This window comes from Mycobacterium sp. (genome assembly GCF_046095365.1).
GTDB lineage: Bacteria > Actinomycetota > Actinomycetes > Mycobacteriales > Mycobacteriaceae > Mycobacterium.
The window spans coordinates 1-18,997 of the sequence record NZ_JBJTJF010000053.1 but is presented as its reverse complement, the minus strand read 5'-3'; the positions used below and the strand labels follow the sequence as shown (position 1 = coordinate 18,997).

Sequence of the window (18,997 nt, the reverse complement as noted above, 5' to 3'; positions counted from 1 at the left end):
TCCGGCTCTCCTAGTGCCGTCGGGTCGGCAGCGCGGCGATCCGGCGCGCCAGGTAGGGAGAGAACCAGCCGGCATACCTGTCTTGAATCTCCGGGTCACGCCAGTCCGAGCCGGTGACGATTTCCCGACACGTCGGCACGCCGCACAGGCAGCGGAACTCGTCGTAGTCACCGGCGTCGCACATGGCGTAGTCGAAGGCCAGTTCCTCCCCGGGCTGGATGTCGCGCATCGCCACGAGCAGCATCTGCCCGAGCAGCCCGCAGTTGGGTTCGCACGAGTGGTTGAGCATGTCGCCCGGTTCCGGGGTCTCCGCGGAGACCAGGTAGAGGTCGGCGTCCACCTGGATCGACCGGCTCTGCCGGTCGTGGCTGAGCGTCTCCAGCACGGCCAGCGGGACGATCCAGCCGCCGAACGCCGCCACGGTCTCTCCGGCGGGAATGGGCTCCACGGCGAAAGCGCCCCAGCCCTTCTCGCCGGCCGGTCGAGCCTCCGCTCTGGGGCTCAGCCAGTTGTAGTCCATCCGCACGTACCTCCCGTTGTCCGCCCCGATGTTAAGGCCATCCCGCCGCGATGCCCGCAACCGGCGAGCCTTCAGCTGGTTGGCACCACCGGCGGCAGGTACTTGACCAGACGTTCGGGATCCTTGGCGTCGCCTTCGGGCAGATAGATCCGGTAGTTCAACCGGAACAACCCGTCCGGCGGTGAGGGCAGCCAGTTGCCGGCATGCCCCGCCGGCTCGGCGCTCTGGATGTAGATGTCCAGGGAGCCGTCGGCGTTCCTGGTCAGCCCGGGTGTGCGGTCGCCGATCGAGAACCGGTTGATCGGGTTCTTCACCAACTGAAAGTCAGTGCCGTACATCGTGATTGACCAGAAGCCCCCCGGCAGTGTCGGTGGAATCCGGTCCGCGTCGAAGTGCAGCCTGTAGGTCTGCCTGCCGTCGAACAACTGGCCTGAGCCGTCCTCGTAGGTGCTGAAATACTCCGCCTCGTCGCGGTCGTGGACGAATAAACCCTCCAGGGCGCCCGCAGCGCGGTCGAAGTAGTCCACGCCGTAGTCGCCGGGCCGGAGGTTGTTCCACCGGGTGGGGTAGGGGGTGCCGCGGTATTTCACCTTCCACTTCATGATCTCGGGTCCGTCGGCGGCGGCCCGGGCCAGGCCCGCGCGCATCGGCTCGCTGAGGGTGTTGACGTCCATCGGCTTTCCGACGGTGATCCCGCCGCGGCGCAGCACCTCCACCGCCGCCTCGTTGCCGGGCGGCGGAGGGTTCTCGGTCAGCAGGTCGGCGAGGGTCTGAAAGTAGGCCAGCTCACCGGTGTAGTGCGGGCGCGCCTGTTTGGGAGCCACTGCCTGGCCGTGCTTGGCAGGGTCGCTCCAGTTCGACAGCGAGGTCAGCGTGAACTGCTCCTGCAGCGCGTTGACCCTGGACAGGTCGGCGGTATCGCCGGGGATCACCCCGATGCGGATCGCCGCCATCACGCCATCGGTCGGCACCCGGTGCTCTCTCACCCCCGCCGGCAGCGTGCCCTGCCAGCTCGGCCCGACGAACGCGTGGTCCCCGCCCATTCCGCCGGTGGCGCGGGTGCCCAGATAGAACAGGTTGTTGGTGTAGGCGTCTGCGACCTCCACCGACCAGTACCGGTCGGTGATGGTCGGGACGGTCAGGATCACCGGTTGGTCCCGCACATCCAGCACCGCGCCGCTGTAGACGGTGTCGTTGTTGGGGGTATAGGGCATGACGTCGTCGGCGGTGGCGAGAGCCTTCATGTGTCCGACCTGATTGAGCGGCGCGGCCGGAGCGTACTTCTTGGCCTTCTCGACCTCGGCCGGATCCAGCCGAAGGCTGTACTCGCGCTCGAAGACCGTCAGCGGCAGGCCGAAGACGTAGTTCTGCACACCCACCGAGTACGCCCAGTTCTCCTCGGACTTCGCGTCGGTGGCGCGGGTTTCGGACTGGGCGGATCCGCCGTCGGTGCCCCGCGGAGCGCATCCCGTCAGCGAGGCCAGCAGGGTGGCGGCGACAGATGCGGCGAGCACCCGGCGTGGGGTCCGGTATCGGTTCACCCGGGGATCTTCTCATGCCTCGATCGAGGTTCGGCCCTAGCCCGATTCGATGCCGGCCACGATCGCCGCGGCCTGCGGCCCGGAGACCGGGGTCAATTGGAAGCCGCCCGCGATCAGCGTGTCGATCCGGCTCTTGAGGTCACCGGAGGCCACGTGTTCCTCGAGGTTCCGGCCTGGACATGAGGTGACCGCGGTGACCTCGCGATGGCTTGCCAGCGTGGCCGACGAAATCCCGAATTGTCTTGTGGCCCAGGCGCCAACCAGTGCGGCACCCTCGAGTTGCGCCTCGGTGACGGTCTCGTCGTCGAAGTCTCCCTCGCACAGGATGAGGAAGTGGCCGGTAGTGTCGTAATCGGTGGCGGTGTCTCCGGCGATCGCGGTGCTGCGCAGCGCGAAGATGTTCCCGCGCCTGTCGACCGCCGCGTGATAGGCGATGTCGACCCAGCCCTTGTCGTCCTGGTGGTAGCGCTGGTGTTGGCGCAGGCGCGCGGCGATGACGCGGTTGTCGGGGAGCGCCACGGCCGAGGGGTGGATCGTCATGCGGTCGATGGTGTGCGGCCGGCCGCCGGACCGGGGCGGCCGCGCGCCCCAGGCGTCCCGGCCGAGCATGACGCCGGAAACCGTTGTGGGCGCCGCGGATGCGACCGTCGGCAGAGCGGTCTGCGTCATCGCCGCCAGTCCCAGGCCGCCGGCCAGCCTCAGGGTGTCCCTGCGGGTCAGATCGGCCATGCTCAGCGGGATCCGGGGCGTGCGGACCCCGCTCGTCGAGAGCGGGCGGCGGGAGCGGCCAGCCCGTCATGGCGACGGAAGCTGCGATCGCCGCGGTGCTGCGCCATCGCGTGGGCGGCGAGGGCCTCGATATTGCGCCGGCCGACGAGTTCCCGCACCCGGGTCAGACCCGGAACCATCCGCAGCGGATAGCGCACAGCGAATCCGGTGGTTGCCGCGCCTGCGACGATTAGTTGCGCGGCCTTGTTGTCGGGGAGCCTCAGGGCGTCGGCATTGGCGCCGCCCAGGATCAATCTGCTGTAGGCGCAGAGCAATTCGGTGGTCACCGCCCGGCCGGCCTGCGCCAGCGGATTGCTGCTGTTGCCGATCAGCAGCGGTCCGACTGCCGTGCGCAGCGCCTGCGCCAGCCGGGTGGAGTCCTGGTCGGGCCGGAACTCGTAGTCGGCCTGCAGCCACAGCAGCCGCCAGGTGTCTGCTTCGTCGGCCGGCAGCAACTCGGCGTCGACGCCGAGCAGGAAGCCGACGTAGCGCCAGAGGTGGTAGAGGGCGTCCTTGTCGCGGCGGTTGAACTGCACACCCAGCGCCTGCGAGCCCACGATGTTGCCGAGGGAGAACAGCATCAGCGTCCCCGCCATGGTGGACTGGTTCACCGGATGGTCCCAGTCGTCGAAGTCCCAGTCGGGCCGCCGGCTCATCCCCGCGCGCACCATGGCGTGCATCAGACGTACCCGCATGGTGCCGGTGAATCCGCGGGCGAAGCGCTCCAGCGCCCCGGGGGCGGTGACGTCGACGGTCCAGGACAGCGTCTCGGCCAGTCGGCGCGGCGCCATGCCCTCCAGGTCCCCGGTGGCCACCAGCGCCTTGTCCGCGCGTGACGCCAGATACCCGCCCATCAGGGACAGCATCGCCATCGAGGTGAAGCCCGCGACCGCCCCGATGCGGGCCGCGACCCGGGTGGCGTGGTCGAGCTTGTCCTGGTCCACCCAGTACGGCCGGGCGTCGACCTGATCGAAGAGCGCCACCAGTTCGGGCAGCGGCTCGGCGACGGCGCCGATCCCGTGCTCGAGGGCATCCTCGAACTGGGCCCGGCCGGCCCCGGCGGGTAGCCGCCGGAAGGCCGCGACCAGGTCGTCGGCCGGCGGGTCGCCCATCTCGGTGAACCGCCGGTAGCGCTCGCGCTGCTCCGGTGTCGGCCGGACGTCGCCGGGTGCCAGCAGGCGCAGGCCGAGGTTGAACGGAAACTCCCGGAACAGCGGCGGGTCGACGACCGCGGTCATCAGCCGGCCGCGCACCCGGGCAGGTAGAGCGCCGCCGGGATCTGCGCGTCGGCGGGCGCGGTGGTGGTGGTCGGGTTGGTGCCGCAGACCTGGGCCTTGTCCTTGGGAACCCAGAACTGCCCCTCCTGCTCGAAGACGAAGGAGGTGGGCGCGCCCATGTCGGGGTTGCCCTTGCCGGCCAGGACCCCGCCGGTGACCGCCCAGCCGTCGGCGCAGTTCAACTGATCGACGGTGTAGAGGTTGTCCGGGCCCAGGGCCTGGGCGGCCGCCAGAGCCGGCCCGGCGAGCGCGGCCTTCGTGCACTCCGTCATTCCGCCGACCATGGGACTGCTGGACGTGGCGGGACTGGCCGGGAACGGCGCTCCCACCGCCGCCGGCGTCGCCTTGTCGGCGGAGCATCCCGCCAGTGTGGCTACGGTGATCGTGGCAAATCCGGCGATGGCGCTGACGCTGCGGTTCATGGCTTCCCAGCGTACCGGTGGTTGGGCCCGGCGAGGCGCTTCCCGGCGCGGCGCGTGTGCGGCCGTCCTCGGGAGCGAACGACGCCGAATCGGTGTGAACCCCGGCGGCGTGGGCCGCCCGCGACGGCTCCGGTGTTGCCCTACCATCGCCGGGTGCCCGACCGCTATGGCGCCGACGTGCTCGCCTCCAACCCGCACCGTCCCGCAAAGCCCCGACCGGTCGAGTGCTGCGCCGAGCCTGGACTGGTCGTGGAGGAATCGGTCTGCGGCTACGTCGGGGCCGTCATCCGGGTCGAGGGCGGCCGCGTCGAACTCGAGGACCGCCGTGGCCGTGTTCGGGTGTTCCCGCTCGGCCCCGGGTTTCTGGTCGACGGTAAGCCGGTGATCCTGACCGCTCCGCGCCGCCCGGCCCGAGCGGGCCGCCAGCAGCGCACCGCCTCCGGTTCGGTGAAAGTCGTCGGCGCCGAGGCCCGTACAGCTCTTGCCGGACGGATCTACGTCGAGGGCCGCCACGACGCCGAACTGGTCGAGCAGGTATGGGGCGACGACCTTCGGGTCGAAGGCGTGGTCGTGGAGTACCTCGGCGGCGTCGACGACCTGGCCGAGGTTGTGCGGGAGTTCCGGCCGGGGCCCGGCAGGCGCCTCGGCGTGCTGGTCGACCACCTGGTCCCGGGTTCCAAGGAGGCCCGGATCGCCGAGGCGGTGCGCCGCGTCCCCGGCGGCGTGCACACCCTGGTGGTCGGGCACCCGTTCGTCGACATCTGGCAGGCCGTCAAGCCGGCCCGGGTGGGACTGGCGGCGTGGCCGGCGGTGCCCCGAACGACGGAGTGGAAGACCGGAATCTGTCAGGCGCTGGGCTGGCCGCACCGCGACCGGGCCGACATCGCGCGGGCCTGGCGGCGGATCCGCGGTTCGGTGCGGGACTGGAACGATCTGGCGCCGGAACTGATCGGCCGGGTCGAGGAGCTGATCGACTTCGTGACCGGTGCCGAATCCGACTAGCGCTGAATGGACTTCAGGTAGAAGAACTCCTCGAGCCCGTGCGGGCCCAACTCCCGGCCGTGCCCGGACGCGCCGACCCCGCCGAACGGGGCGCACGGGTTGAACGCCCCGCCGTTGACGTCGATCTGTCCGGTGCGAATGCGGCGGGCCACCCGCATGGCGCGGTCCTCGTCGCCGGACCACACCGCCCCGGACAGGCCGAAGCGGGTGTCGTTGGCTATGCGAACGGCGTCGTCCTCGTCGTCGTAGGCCAGGATCACCAGCACCGGTCCGAACACCTCTTCCTGGGCGATCTTCATGTCCGAGGTCACATCGGAGAAGATCGTCGGCGCCACGAAGAAACCCGTGCTCAAACCCTCCGGCGCGTCCGGTCCGCCGAGGATCAGCCGAGCGCCGTCGTCGATGGCGCCTCGGATATGTTGGCGGACCCGTTCCCGGTGCTGGGCGGTCACCATCGGACCCAGCAGCGTTGCCGGGTCGGACGGGTCGCCCATGGTGTGGGCCTGCGCCACCGCCGTGGCGATCGCCTCGGCTTCGGCGAGTCTGGATCGGGGGACCAGCAGTCGGGTCTGCGCGATGCAGGTCTGCCCGGAGTTCAGCAGACAGCGGGTCATGCCCGAGGAGATGGCCAGTTCGAGGTCGGCGTCGTCGAGGACGATGCAGGCCGACTTGCCGCCCAGTTCCAGCGAGGACGGCACCAGGTTGCGGCCGGTCACCTCGCCGATGTGCCGGCCGACCCCCTCCGAACCGGTGAAGGTCACCATGTCCACACCCGGGTGGCCGATCATCGCCTCGCCGATGACGGTGCCCAGGCCGGTCACCATGTTCACCACACCCGGCGGCAGGCCGACCTCGTCGAGGATCTCCATCAACACGTACGTCGATAGCGGGGTGACCTCGGACGGTTTGATCACCGCCGTGCAGCCGGCGGCCAGAGCCGGGGCGAGCTTGGCGGCCATCTGGTGCAGCGGGTAGTTCCACGGTGCGATCGCCGCGACCACCCCGACCGGCTCGCGGACCACCAGCGAGTTGCCGATCTCCTCCTCGAACGCCATGTCGCTCACCAGACCCCGCATCGAGGCAAAGGACATCGTGGGCAGGCCGACCTGGATGAGACGGGCCAGCGTTATCGGCGTGCCGACCTCACTGCAGATGACGGCGGCCAGTTCGTCGCCGCGGTCGGACAGCCGGGCGGCCACCGCGTCGAGCAGGTCGATCCGCTCCGCGACCGGCGTGGCCGTCCACCCCGGGAACGCTTCCCTGGCGGCGGCGACGGCCCGATCCACGTCGGTGGCGTCGCCGGCCGGAATGGTGCCGATCACTTCCTCGGTGTAGGGATTGATCACCGAGAGGGTCTCGGGTGTACTGGCCGGGACCCATTGCCCGCCGATGTAGAGGCGGTCATGAACCGCGTTGGACAGGGTTGACGTCATGATGCTCCTCAGGCGTTGACGGCGGACTTGGCTTCGTCGGCGATGTGTGTGGCGGTGCGATGCGCCAGCGACATCGCCGAGATCATCGGATTGGTGCCGCTGGCGGTCGGCATGCCGCTGGCGTCGCCGATGTAAACCCCGGGGGTGTCGTGCAATTCGCCGGACGGGTCGGCCACCGAGGTCTGCGGATCGCTGCCCAGCCGGCAACTGCTCATCTGGTGCGCCGAGAAGAGCTGCAAGCCCCCGGCCCGCAGCGGCACGTTCTGTATCGCCGTGATGAACGCCTCAAGGTCCTCCCCGCGCCTCCAGCGCCGGGTGATCGACCCGAACGGGATGATCTCGTCGGCGCCGGCGGCGTGGTGCAGCCGGATCTGCTTCTCGATGGAGGTGTGAGCGACCAGTAGATCTACCTCGTCGGTCATCGAGTAGTTGACCACCGCGTTGCCGTGGTCGTCGATGGTGACCGTGCCGTGCCCGCGGTCGCGCGGGAAGGCGATCAGGAACGCCGCACGGCCGAGCTTGGCGACGGTTTCCTTGTGCTCGGCGCCGGAGCCCCGCGCCATGCCGGCGACGATGACCGACGGCGACCATTGCGCGTTCTGGATCAGGAAACCGTGCCCGTCTTTGACGTTGGCGAACTCGTCGACCATGGCGGTCATCGGCGCCCCCCACCACGGGTTGGTCTCGTCCGGGTAGATGCCGAGGAAACCGACCACCGGATGCAGGTGCAGGTACTTGCCCACCGCCGGGCCGCCGATCCCGGAACGCAGCAGCAGCGCGGGGGATTCCAGCGAGCCGCACGCGACCACCACCCGTGGGGCCTTGACGGTCAGCTCGCTCGTCGTGCCCGTCGCGGGGTCGGTGTATACGGCCTCGACGCCGGCGGCGCGGCCGTTCTCGACCAGCACCCGCTTGGCCGCGCAGCCGACGATCACCTTCCCGCCGGCCTCGACGGCATCGCGCAGATAGGTGTGCCGGACGTCGCGTTTGGAACCGGAGCGGTCACCGAAGCCGATGTGGCCGGCCGAGTCCGGCGAATAGGTCTGAGGGTCTGCGTTGCGGGTCAGGGTCTTGAACGACCAGCCCAGTGCCTCGGCGCCGGCGCGCATCCGCAGATGCGGGCCGTTCAGATCCGAGCAGTCGCCGTTGACGCCCAGACGCTGCCAGACCGCGTCGATGTGATCGTCGAATTCCGATGTCGCGACGTCCTTGAGCCCGAATTCCTCTGCCCACTGACTGCGTACCCACTCCGGCGTGCGCAGGCAGTTGGACCAGTTGACCGTGGGGCCGCCGCCCAGGGTCGAGGCGGCGAGCACGCTGACGTTCATGTCCGCGGTGGTGTTGACCCCGCCGCGCCAGAACAGTTGCTGATAGGCGAGTAGCTCGTACCCCGCGAAGTCGGCCTCGTTGCGCGACTGGCCGGCTTCCAGCACGACGACGTTCAGGCCCGCCTCGGCCAGCACTCCCGCGATCAGGCCGCCGCCGGCCCCGGAGCCGACGATGCACACGTCGGCCGACAGGGAGGACTCGGTGGGCGTGAAGGTCGGCAGCGGCTCGGGGCCGCCGGGTGCTGTCCGCGGCGGCCCGTCGTAGCCGAACACCCGCCAGGCCGGGTTGACGCCGGTGTCGGGGTTCGGGGCGGCGTAGGCCATGGCCGCGGTCAGCGAGGTCAGGGCTTTGATCCCCGCGGCCGGGGCGGCGCCCATCAGCGCGACGTTGCGGATCACCTGCTCGCGGGATCGCTGCGACCCGGTGGCGAAGCCCATCACATGCATTCCGTCGAGCAGGCTGAGCAGCCCGATCCGGTGCTCGTCGGGCAGCCCGCCGATCACCTCGGCGACAGCCGCGTCGGCCCCCAGATCGCTGCCGCTGGCAGCCCAGAACCCGGTGGGGTCGTCGTCGCGCGGCAGCGACGGCACCACGGCGTCTGCCAGTGCCCGCAGGACGGCCCGTTGGTTGTCGGAAAGTTGCGCTGCCATGGTTGTTCCTCCCTCGCCCGAGGCCGGTCGTCCGCGGTGAGCCGCGACGCGGTAGCCGGTAACGCTTCGCCCGGATCGCGGCGGGGTCAATGTCGGGCGGAACAAAAAGGAAAAGCCGGATTGTCGGCGTCAGTGCTCGATTCCCAGGACGTTCATGATTTCCAGTGCCAGTTCGATCTGGACGCGGCGGTGCTGGATCGGATGGCCCAGCTTCTTCTCGGCCTGCCGGACGCGGTAGCGCACGGTGTTGGGATGCAGGCTCAGCAGGTCACCGGTGATCGCCGCGTCGCCGCCCTGCCTGAGATAGATCTGCAGCGTCTCGCGAATCCGCTCGGTGGCCTCGTCGGATTCGGCGAGGTGCGCCAACTCCCGTCTGACGAAGGCCGACCTGCCCTCGTGGCTGACGACTCCGGCTGCCAGGCAGGCCAGTTCGACATCGGCGAAGCGCACCACGTCGGCGTCGATGCGTTCCGCGACCGCCAGCGCGGCGACGGCCTCGCTGTGACTGAGCCGGAAGCCCGCCAGCCCGCGGTGGGTGTTCCCGACGGTCGCCCGGACGAACCGGGGAAGGTCGTCGTACTGCCAGGCGGCCGCGGGCTCGGTGCCGCACGGGCTGGCGGTCCAGCACCACGCGGCGCGCGCGGCGCTTGAGACGATGAGGGGCTGGCCGCCCGACAGGGTGGCGGCCATCGTCCGGGCGGCGACCTCTATCAGGTGCTGGACTTCGGACTCCGGAATCTTCTCATCCACCAGCAGCGTGAACGCGGTGTGAAACTGGCGCAGCGGGTAGGCCAGCGCGGTGATCGAGGCGTCCAGGTCGACCGACTGCCCGGCCAGGATGGATTTCACGATCGCGGCCCGCCGGGCCAGCGCCCCGCGCTGCCACTGTTCGCGTTCCGCGGTGAACGTGACGATCAGCGACTCCACGGTGGAGTCGATCCAGTAGGCCGCCTGCGTCCAGAACCGCAGCAGGACCGCCGAACGCAGGGCCGGGTCGGACACCTCGGTCTGCAGCAGACCGGTGATGTACTGCCACGTCGCGCGCTGTCCGATCCGGTACACCGACAGCAGCAGCGGAAGTTCGAATCCGCGGCGGGCCAGGGTCCGGGCCAGGTCGTGGATTTGCGGAGCGGGCCGGACCTCGATGGATTCCCGGGTGATCAGGGGAAGGAAGCCCTTCCAGTGCGCCCGCGTGCTGGCGTGCAGGTCGGCCCGCAGGGCCGGGTCGGCGAACTCGGGCAATTCGCCGACGATGTCGTCGTCGATGGCCTTGACGAGCAGGTCGAGCGCGTCCGAACTTTCGGCGGCGCGGGCGAACTCGCGAAGCCACTTCTCGGCGGCGGCTGCTTCGGGACCGGTCAACCGTCCACCCCCCTTTGTCCGGTGCGACAAGGGCACCGGATTACTTCTCTTTCTTAGCCAAGACGCGGGCTCCGGCGCACACCACTCTGTCTAGCAGGCCGACCAGTGCGATGAAAGGCAAACCCCGAAGATGGGCATGATCGCGCCGCTGGATGCGGCCTTCCTGATCCAGGAGGCCCGTGAACACCCGATGCACGTCGGGGGGCTGCAACTATTCCGTCCGCCCGCGGGCAGCGACGAGGAGTACGTCGGCACCCTCTACCGCGAGTTGCTGACCTACACCGCGGTGTCGCCGATCTTCGCCCGCCGGCCCCGCGACCCGGTGGAGTCGCTGGGCAACCTGTGGTGGAAGACCGAGACCGACGTCGACATCGAATATCACGTGCGCCGCTCGGCGCTGCCGCGCCCGGGCCGGGTGCGGGAATTGCTGGAACTGATCTCGCGCCTGCACGGCAGCCTGCTCGACCGGCACCGCCCGCTGTGGGAGTACCACCTGATCGAGGGGCTGGCCGACGGGCGCTTCGCGTCATACGCCAAGTGCCATCACGCGCTCGCCGACGGCATCACCCTGACCAGAAAGGTGCTGGGGTCCTGCAGCGCCGATCCGGACGCGCGGGGCCGCCCGCCGATGTGGTCTCCGGACGGGCAGGCGCCTCGGCCGGCGGCGAAGCGGCGGGTCGGCAACCCGATCGAGACGTTCCGCCACGCCGGCCGGTCGTTGATGGGATTTCGCGGGATGGGGTCGATGCTGGCCGAATACGGCCGGGCTGCGCTGAAGGACCAGACAGCGGTGCTGCCCTACGCGGCGCCGCGCAGCATGCTCAACAAGCCGATCAGCGGATCGCGCCGGGTGGCGACACAGTCCTGGGACATCGCGCGGGTGCTCAAGGTGGCCAAGGCGCGCGGGGTCACCCTCAACGACGTCGTGCTGGCGATGAGCGCAGGCGCGCTGCGCCGGTACCTGATCGCCAATGACGCGCTGCCGGACGATCCGCTGATCGCGTCGGTTCCGGTGTCGATGCGAACCGGGGGCAGCGGCGACGGGGAGGGCAACGCGATCACGTTCGTGCTGTGCAATCTCGCCACCCACCTGGACGACGCTGACGACCGGCTGGAGGCGATCAACTCTTCGATGCGCGCCACCAAAGAGGTGATGGCCGATCGGCCGGGACTGCAGCTGGCCGCGCTGGGTGTGCTCACCGCCGTGGGGCCGTCAGCGCTGACCAGGATTCCGGGATCCTCGGCCGCACCGCCGCCCTACAACGTGCTGATCTCCAATGTGCCCGGTCCGCGTGAGCGGCTGTACTGGAACGGCGCCGAACTGGAGGCGATCTATCCGCTGTCGATCCCGACCGAGAACCAGGCGCTGAACATCACCTGCCTGAGCTATGCCAACCATCTGGAGTTCGGTCTGGTGGGATGCCGGCTCGCGGTCCCGAAACTGCAGCGGCTTCTCGACTATCTCGAGGACAGCCTGGCTGAACTCGAGTAAGTTCCGTTGCGCGACAACAAGAGCAAACCAGGAAAGAGACATCTGCATGGAAGACACCGGGACCGATAGCGTCGACACCGGGAGCGAGCAACCAGGCAGCGGGGGGCTGTCCAGGCGCAAAGTCCTCGGCGGCCTGGCCGCCGGTGTGGGTGCTGCCGCGGCGTCGGCACTGGCCGCCGGATGCGACAAGAAGAGCGGCGGCGGCGGTGCGGCCAGCGGCGGCGACGGCCCCCCGGGCTACGGCACCGGTATCAACGAGGGTTTCGACGGCAAGATCGAACTCGACATCCGCGACTCCACCGCCGACTGGAAGCCCTTCGAACTGAAGAAGGCCCCCGAGGGTGCGCCCAACATCCTGGTGGTGCTCTACGACGACACCGGCCTGGCGGCGTGGTCGCCCTACGGCGGGCGGATCAACATGCCGGTCATGCAGAAGCTGGCCGACAACGGGATCATGTACACCCAGTGGCACACCACCGCGCTGTGCTCGCCCACGCGTTCGTGCTTCCTGACCGGGCGAAGCCAGCACGTCAATCGCTCCGGCTCGATCACCGAGGGCTCCAACGGTTTTCCGGGCATGGCCGCGCGGCTGCCGGCGCAGTGCGCCACCGTCGGGCAGGTGCTGCAGGACAACGGCTACAGCACCTTCTGGATCGGCAAGAACCACAACGTGCCCGAGGAGGACGTCTCCAGCGGCGGCAGCAAGTCGGAGTGGCCGCTGCAGAAGGGCTTCGACCGGTTCTACGGGTTCCTGGGCGGGGAGACCAACCAGTGGTTCCCGGACCTGGTCGAGGACAACCGCTTCGTCGAGCAGCCCTACGGGCCCGAGGAGGGTTACCACCTGTCAAAGGACCTGACCGACCAGGCGATCCGGATGCTGCGCGACCAGAAGGCGACCAACCCGTCCAAACCGTGGTACATGTGGTTCTGCCCCGGCGCCAATCACGCGCCGCACCACTCTCCGCAGGAGTACATCGACAAGTACACGGGCAAGTTCGACGACGGCTATGAGGCCTACCGGGACTGGGTGCTGCCCAGGATGATCGAGAAGGGGATCTTCCCCAAGGACACCAAGCTCACCCCGATCAACCCGCTGCCCGAGGATGTCGCGGCGGCCAACGACGCTGTGCGGCCGTGGGATTCGCTCAACGCCGACGAGAAGAAATTGTTCTCCCGGATGGCCGAGGTGTACGCCGGGTTCTCGGAGTACACCGACGCCCAGGTCGGCCGGATCGTCGACTACCTGGAGCAGACCGGGCAGTTGGACAACACGATCATCTTCTACTGCGCCGACAACGGCGCCTCGGGGGAGGGCTCGCCGAACGGGTCGGTGAATGAGAACAAGTTCTTCAACGGCTACCCCGACGAACTGTCGGAGAACATGAAGTATCTGGCGACGCTGGGCAGCCCGGACACCTACAACCACTACCCGACGGGCTGGGCGACGGCGTTCTCCACCCCGTTCCAGATGTTCAAGCGCTACGCGCAGTTCGCCGGCGGCACCTGCGACCCGATGGTGATCTCCTGGCCCAAGGGCATCAAGGCCAGAGGTGAAGTGCGCCAGCAGTATCACCACGCCACCGATGTCGCCGCCACCGTGCTCGACGTGGCCGGCCTGCAGATGCCCGAGGAGTACAAGGGCATCAAGCAGTACCCGCTCAACGGGGTCTCGATGCGCTACAGCTTCGACGACGCCAATGCCGCCACCACCCGCAAACGGCAGTACTACGCGATGCTGGGCACTCGCGGCATCTGGCAGGACGGCTGGAAGGCGGCGGCGCTGCACGCGCCGCTGAGCAACAAGGGCAACTTCGACGCCGACCGCTGGGAGCTCTACCACGTCGAGGAGGACCGCTCGGAGTCCACCAACGTCGCCGACCAGCATCCCGACAAGCTCAAGGAACTGATCGACGCCTGGTTCGAGGAGGCCCGGGACAACTTCGTGCTGCCCCTCGACGACCGCTCGGCGGTCGAGCAGGCCGGCACCCCGCGGCCTCAGTCAGAGCCTCCGCGGGATCGCTACACGTACTTCCCGGACACCGCTCCGGTGCCGGAGGGCGTGGCCGTCAGCGTTCGGGGTCGGTCGTACAAGATCGCCGCCAACGTCGAGTTGAACAACGACGCCGACGGGGTGATCTTCGCCCACGGCTCGCGGTTCGGCGGCCACACCATGTTCATCAAGGGCGGGCAACTGCACTACGTCTACAACTTCCTGGGCATCAAGCCCGAGCAGGACTTCGTCTCCCCGCCCCTGTCGCCCGGCAAGCACACTCTCGGCATGGAGTTCAAGCGGGAGCGGGCCGGCGAGCACGGTGAGTCGCTGGGCACCGCGACGCTCTACGTCGACGGCAAGCCGGTGACCAACGGCCCGATGCGGGCGCAGATCGGCAAGTTCACGCTGGCCGGCGACGGGTTGTGCGTGGGTTACGACAGCGGCGACAACGTCTCGGCGCAGTACAAGAATCCGGGCACCTTCACCGGCGGGACCATCCAGGGCGTCGCCTTCGACGTCAGCGACAAGGCCTACGTCGACCTCAACCGGGACGCGGAGGCCGCCTTCGCCACCGACTGAGCGGCGGTAACCTAGGACGGTGCCAGGCGAGACGACGCTCTACATCTTCCCCCACGCGGGTGGGTCGCCGAAGTACTACGTGCCCTTCGCCAAAGCCTTCACCGGCGAGCTCAAGCGCGTTGCCGTGCAATACCCCGGCAAAGGCGGCACCCACGATCTGACGTCGTTCTCCAGCATCCCCGAGCTGGCCGACCGGGTGGTCAAGCTGCTGCCGGCCGAGCCGGGTGGGAAGGTCGCGTTCTTCGGGCACAGCATGGGCGGACTGGTGGCCTTCGAGGTCGCCCGCCGGTTCGAACAGGCCGGCCGCCCGATCGAGGTCCTTTTCGTGTCGGCTTCCGCCGCGCCCGGCGGAATCGCCGAGGAGTACATCCCGGAGACCGACCGGGGTCTGCTTGAAGCGGTAGCCGAGATGGTCGGGGTGAAACCCGAATTTCTGGACAACGAGGAGTTCGCGGCCCGGATTCTGCCGACATTGCGGGGATTCAAAGCGATCATGGCCTACGACTGCGAGCCGGAGGCGACGCTGTCCAGCCCCATCGTGGCCTACCGCGGCGAGGAGGACCCGGTCGCGACCGCCGAACGGGTGATGCCGTGGTCGAAGCGGACGACGGGGGAGTACACCGTCCGGGCGTTCCCGGGTCACCACTTCTACGTCAACGACAACCTGCCGGAACTCGCCGCCGATATCGAGGCGCGGATCCGGGAGTACGGCCAGGGCTGATCCGCCGACTTCACGTTAAGGATTTTGGCGGGTCTGTGTTAAGCTTCCTCTCAGGAAAGCATGTCGGGTTGCAAGAGGTAGCCCGAAAGTTTGTTAGCCTTCGATGCCGAGAACGCTTGGCCTTGGGGGCTCACTAGCGATGGCGGAGAACAGATGTTGTCTATTCCTGAACTGCTGAAACTCAGGGCAGAAGAGCGGCCGGACTACGTTGCGTACCGGTTCATCGACTACGACGTCGATCCCGCAGGTTTCATCGAGACCTACACCTGGGATCAGCTCTACCAGCGTGTTCAGGCAGTCGCCGCACAGCTTGCGGTGAGCGGTTCGCCGGGAGACCGCGCCGCGGTGCTGGCGCCCCAGGGCATGGACTACATCGTGGCCTTCCTCGGCGCCCTGCACGCCGGGTTCATCGCCGTTCCGCTGCCGGTACCCGCCCCCGGCGGGCTGGACGAGAGGGTGGTCGGCGCGCTGCGCGACTCCGCGCCGTCAGTGATCTTGACCACTACGGGTTCGGTCAACGACGTCCTGCCCTACGCCGGTGCCGACGTCACGGTCATCGAGGTCGACGCGCTGGCGCCGGCCCCCGGGCCGGTTCCGATCGGCCCCGCCTCGAAGACCGCCTACCTCCAGTACACCTCCGGCTCGACGCGTCAGCCCGCCGGTGTCGCCCTGACGTACAAGAACGTCATCACCAACATCAAGCAGATCACCACCGACTACGCCTCCCACGTCGGTGGCGAGGCTCCGGAGAAGTTCACGCTGGTCTCCTGGCTGCCCTTCTACCACGACATGGGGCTCGTCATCGGTGTGCTCGGGCCCGTCGTGGCCGACCGGCCCGCCGTCCTGATGAGTCCGATGGCCTTCCTGCTCAAGCCCGCCCGCTGGGTCCAGCAGTTGGCCATCCACGAGGGCACATTCAGTGCCGCGCCGAATTTCGGCTATGAGCTGGCGGCCCGCCGCACCTCCGACGCCGACATGGAAGGACTCGACCTCAGCGATTGCCTCGGCCTGATCAGCGGCGCCGAACGCGTCCACCCGAGCACCCTGGACCGCTTCAACGACCGGTTCGCACAGTTCGGTCTGGCCAGGGAGACCCTGCGGTCGTCCTACGGCCTGGCCGAGGCGACGGTGTACGTGCTCACCTCACCGGGCGACCGCACGCCCACCGAGGTGCGCTTCGACTCCGAGAAGCTGGCCGCCGGTCACGCCGAGGTGTGCGCCGCGGGAGGTTCGGTGCTGGTGGGTTGCGGCGCGCCGCGCTCCTGCGAGCTGCGGATCGTCGACCCTGAGACGCTGATGGAAAAGCCGGCCCGCGAGGTCGGTGAGATCTGGGTTCGCGGCGACCAGGTGGCGACCGGCTACTGGCGCAACCCGGACCTGACCGCCAAGACCTTCGGTGGCCAGCTGGCGAAGGCGTCGGAGGGCACCCCGAAGGGCCCCTGGCTGCGGACCGGGGACCTCGGCGTCGTCTTCGAGGGCGAGGTTTTCATCATCGGCCGGATCAAGGATCTGCTGATCATCGACGGGCGCAACCACTACCCCGAGGACATCGAGTTCACCGTTTCGGAGATCACCTCGGGCCGGGTGGCCGCGGTGTCCATCGAGGACGGCACCACCGAAAAGCTGGTCGCCGTCGCGGAGATCAAGCAGCCCGGTGGCACGCCGCAGGAGGTCGCCGAGAAACTGCGGGACCTCAAGAAGCGGGTCGGTGCGGCGGTCCGGTCCGTGCACGGGATCCGGGTCGGCGACCTGGTGCTGGTGGGCCCGGGGTCCCTTCCCATTACGACCAGTGGCAAGGTTCGACGGGCCGCGACCGCGGACCGCTACCGACTGGGGGAGTTCGGCCGGCTGGACACTCCGTGAGTTCAGGGCTGGACGAGGACGGCCTACGGGACTGGCTGGTCGACTACCTGGTCAACACGGTCGGCCTGAGTCCCGCCGAAATCGACTGCGACGCAATGCTCAACGACCTCGCGGTGGGGTCTGCGGACGCGGTCGTCCTCACCGGCGAACTTTCGGAGCTGCTCGACCGCGCGGTGTCGCCGGTGGACTTCTGGCAGTACCCCACGGTCAACATGCTGGCCAAATATCTGACCGGCGGAGACGTGGAACCGCTCTGGGTGCCTGAGACCCCCGGCAGCGCCCGCGTGCCGGGCGAGCGCGAACCGATTGCGGTGATCGGCATAGGCTGCCGTTTCCCGGGCGGGGTCTCGGGCCCGGATGCGTTGTGGGACTTCATGGTTGACCAGCGCTCGGGGGTCGGGGAGGTGCCGGCGGATCGCTGGGAGGTGTTCGAGGGCGGACCCGCTCAGGAGTCCGCGGCGCTGGCGGCCACGACCCGCTGGGGCGGATTCCTCGACGACGTCGCCGGCTTCGACGCCGAGTTCTTCGAGATCGCGGCCGGGGAGGCCGACAAGATGGATCCCCAGCAGCGCCTGCTGCTGGAGGTCACCCAGGAAGCCCTCGACCATGCCGGGATCCCGGCCCAGGCGCTGCGGCACACCCAGACCGGCGTGTTCGCCGGCGCCTGCCTGGGCGAGTACGGGTACATGTCCGGTGCGGACCTGTCGGCGGTGGACGCCTGGTCGGGCACCGGCGGTGCGCTGAGCATCATCGCCAACCGGGTGTCGTACTTCTACGACTTGCGCGGACCGTCGGTGACGGTGGACACCGCCTGCTCGTCGTCGCTGGTGGCGGTGCACATGGCCTGCCAGAGCCTGCGTTCGGGGGAGTCGGACATGGCGCTGGCGGCAGGCGTCAACGTGCTGCTCACCCCCGCTCCGACCCGCAGTTTCGACGTCGCCGAGGTGATGTCGCGCTCAGGGGCGTGCCACGCCTTCGACGCGGCGGCCGACGGGTTCGTACGCGCCGAGGGCGCCGGGGTGGTCGTCCTCAAGCGCCTCGCCGACGCGGTGCGCGACGGAGACCGGGTGCTTGCGGTGCTGCGCGGGTCGGCGGTCAACCAGGACGGCCGGTCCAACGGTCTGATGGCGCCGAACCCGGCTGCGCAGATGGCGGTGCTGCGCTCGGCCTACACCGATGCGGGTGTCGACGTGCGCGAGGTCGACTACATCGAGGCGCACGGGACCGGGACGCTGCTGGGCGATCCGATCGAGGCGCGGGCGCTGGGGTCGGTGCTGGGCCGCGGGCGCGCGGCCGACGAGCCATTGCTGATCGGTTCGGTGAAGTCGAACCTGGGCCACATGGAGGCCGCCGCGGGCGTCGCCGGCCTGGCCAAGGCGGTGCTGGCCGTCCAGCGCGGATCCATTCCGGCGACGGTCGGCTATCAGAACCCCAACCCGCACATCCAGTTCGACAGTTTGCGGCTGAAAGTCGTTGATGCGCAGACTGATTGGCCGGATTACGGCCGGCCGAGACGTGCCGGGGTGTCCTCGTTCGGCTTCGGCGGAACCAACGCCCACGTCGTCGTCGAGCAGGCGCCGGCACCGGCGCCGGTGGCCGAGGAGCCCGTCGAGCACGCGGCGGTGACCACGCTGGTGGTCTCGGGCAAGACACCGGAGCGGGTGGCCTCGCTGGCCGGGATGCTCTCCGAGTGGCTCGACGCCGGCGGAGCGGGGGTGTCGCTGGAACAGCTGGCGCACACCCTCAACCACCACCGGGGCGGGCACCGGGTGTTCGCCACCGTGTGCGCCCGCGATCGGGCGGCCGCCGTGGAGGGTCTGCGGGCGCTGGCCGCCGGCCAGTCCGCGCCCGGTGTGGCCGGTCCGCATCCCGGTCCGTGCCGGTCGGGAACGGTGTTCGTGTACTCCGGTCAGGGTTCGCAGTGGGCGGGCATGGGCCGGCGGCTGCTGGCCGAGGAGCCGGCGTTCGCCGCGGCGGTGGAGGAGTTGGAGCCGGCGTTCCTCGAGCGGGTGGGGTTCTCGCTGCGCGAGGTGCTGGCCTCCGGT

14 protein-coding genes are annotated in these 18,997 nt (G+C 69.1%); 6 read left to right on the top strand and 8 right to left on the bottom strand.

Annotated features, from left to right (window positions below):
• Positions 1-10: 10 nt before the first annotated feature.
• The 5 genes from ACKOQ4_RS04080 to ACKOQ4_RS04060 all read right to left on the bottom strand — a co-directional run bounded on the left by ACKOQ4_RS04080 (position 11) and on the right by ACKOQ4_RS04060 (position 4,528).
• Positions 11-520 (bottom strand): SET domain-containing protein, encoded by a 510-nt coding sequence (locus ACKOQ4_RS04080; RefSeq protein WP_526289088.1) that lies wholly within the window; start codon positions 518-520, stop codon positions 11-13.
• Positions 521-591: 71 nt separating this feature from the next.
• Complete coding sequence (locus ACKOQ4_RS04075; protein WP_526289086.1) at positions 592-2,061, bottom strand: DUF1254 domain-containing protein; 1,470 nt, start codon at positions 2,059-2,061, stop codon at positions 592-594.
• Between the two features lie 36 nt (positions 2,062-2,097).
• Positions 2,098-2,790: a peptidoglycan recognition protein family protein gene (locus ACKOQ4_RS04070; protein WP_526289084.1), complete on the bottom strand. Its 693-nt coding sequence runs from the start codon at positions 2,788-2,790 to the stop codon at positions 2,098-2,100.
• Positions 2,791-2,792: 2 nt separating this feature from the next.
• Positions 2,793-4,067, bottom strand: coding sequence for an oxygenase MpaB family protein (locus ACKOQ4_RS04065; RefSeq protein ID WP_526289082.1), 1,275 nt, complete (start codon positions 4,065-4,067; stop codon positions 2,793-2,795).
• A complete protein-coding gene (locus ACKOQ4_RS04060) occupies positions 4,067-4,528 on the bottom strand; it encodes a hypothetical protein (RefSeq protein ID WP_526289080.1) in 462 nt (153 codons plus the stop codon). The genes ACKOQ4_RS04065 and ACKOQ4_RS04060 overlap by 1 nt, the downstream gene beginning before the upstream one ends.
• Positions 4,529-4,681: 153 nt before the next feature.
• Here ACKOQ4_RS04060 and ACKOQ4_RS04055 point away from each other — a divergent pair, with 153 nt between their 5' ends.
• Entirely contained in the window at positions 4,682-5,530 is an 849-nt protein-coding gene (locus tag ACKOQ4_RS04055) for a DUF3097 family protein (RefSeq protein WP_526289078.1), read from the top strand.
• Here ACKOQ4_RS04055 and ACKOQ4_RS04050 read toward each other — a convergent pair.
• From ACKOQ4_RS04050 to ACKOQ4_RS04040, 3 genes are all read right to left on the bottom strand, one after another.
• Positions 5,527-6,963, bottom strand: coding sequence for an aldehyde dehydrogenase family protein (locus ACKOQ4_RS04050; RefSeq protein ID WP_526289076.1), 1,437 nt, complete (start codon positions 6,961-6,963; stop codon positions 5,527-5,529). The two genes, ACKOQ4_RS04055 and ACKOQ4_RS04050, sit on opposite strands and share 4 nt — an antisense overlap.
• 8 nt (positions 6,964-6,971) lie before the next feature.
• A complete protein-coding gene (locus ACKOQ4_RS04045) occupies positions 6,972-8,942 on the bottom strand; it encodes an FAD-dependent oxidoreductase (protein WP_526289074.1) in 1,971 nt (656 codons plus the stop codon).
• Between the two features lie 129 nt (positions 8,943-9,071).
• Positions 9,072-10,304: a PucR family transcriptional regulator gene (locus ACKOQ4_RS04040; protein WP_526289072.1), complete on the bottom strand. Its 1,233-nt coding sequence runs from the start codon at positions 10,302-10,304 to the stop codon at positions 9,072-9,074.
• A 130-nt stretch (positions 10,305-10,434) separates the two neighbouring features.
• Between ACKOQ4_RS04040 and ACKOQ4_RS04035 the strand changes: the two genes are divergently transcribed.
• The 5 genes from ACKOQ4_RS04035 to ACKOQ4_RS04015 form a co-directional block, all read left to right on the top strand.
• Positions 10,435-11,796 (top strand): WS/DGAT/MGAT family O-acyltransferase, encoded by a 1,362-nt coding sequence (locus ACKOQ4_RS04035; RefSeq protein WP_526289070.1) that lies wholly within the window; start codon positions 10,435-10,437, stop codon positions 11,794-11,796.
• A 46-nt stretch (positions 11,797-11,842) separates the two neighbouring features.
• The gene (locus tag ACKOQ4_RS04030) at positions 11,843-14,368 is read left to right on the top strand and encodes an arylsulfatase (protein ID WP_526289068.1); all 2,526 of its coding nucleotides are present in this window, start codon (positions 11,843-11,845) and stop codon (positions 14,366-14,368) included.
• 19 nt (positions 14,369-14,387) lie between these two features.
• Positions 14,388-15,089 carry a thioesterase II family protein gene (locus ACKOQ4_RS04025; RefSeq protein WP_526289066.1) on the top strand — a complete coding sequence of 234 codons (702 nt, stop codon included), beginning with the start codon at positions 14,388-14,390 and terminating at the stop codon, positions 15,087-15,089.
• A gap of 153 nt (positions 15,090-15,242) precedes the next feature.
• Positions 15,243-16,952, top strand: coding sequence for a fatty-acid--AMP ligase (locus tag ACKOQ4_RS04020; protein ID WP_526289064.1), 1,710 nt, complete (start codon positions 15,243-15,245; stop codon positions 16,950-16,952).
• The coding region (locus tag ACKOQ4_RS04015) for a type I polyketide synthase (protein WP_526289062.1) at positions 16,949-18,997 on the top strand (2,049 nt) is incomplete at its 3' end. The genes ACKOQ4_RS04020 and ACKOQ4_RS04015, both read left to right, overlap by 4 nt.

Coding starts and splice junctions, on each gene's coding strand:
- ACKOQ4_RS04080 (WP_526289088.1), bottom strand. CDS start 520: ATGGACTACAACTGGCTGAGCCCCAGAGCGGAGGCTCGACCGGCCGGC.
- ACKOQ4_RS04045 (WP_526289074.1), bottom strand. CDS start 8,942: ATGGCAGCGCAACTTTCCGACAACCAACGGGCCGTCCTGCGGGCACTG.
- ACKOQ4_RS04035 (WP_526289070.1), top strand. CDS start 10,435: ATGGGCATGATCGCGCCGCTGGATGCGGCCTTCCTGATCCAGGAGGCC.
- ACKOQ4_RS04020 (WP_526289064.1), top strand. CDS start 15,243: ATGTTGTCTATTCCTGAACTGCTGAAACTCAGGGCAGAAGAGCGGCCG.
- ACKOQ4_RS04030 (WP_526289068.1), top strand. CDS start 11,843: ATGGAAGACACCGGGACCGATAGCGTCGACACCGGGAGCGAGCAACCA.
- ACKOQ4_RS04050 (WP_526289076.1), bottom strand. CDS start 6,963: ATGACGTCAACCCTGTCCAACGCGGTTCATGACCGCCTCTACATCGGC.
- ACKOQ4_RS04065 (WP_526289082.1), bottom strand. CDS start 4,067: ATGACCGCGGTCGTCGACCCGCCGCTGTTCCGGGAGTTTCCGTTCAAC.
- ACKOQ4_RS04070 (WP_526289084.1), bottom strand. CDS start 2,790: ATGGCCGATCTGACCCGCAGGGACACCCTGAGGCTGGCCGGCGGCCTG.
- ACKOQ4_RS04060 (WP_526289080.1), bottom strand. CDS start 4,528: ATGAACCGCAGCGTCAGCGCCATCGCCGGATTTGCCACGATCACCGTA.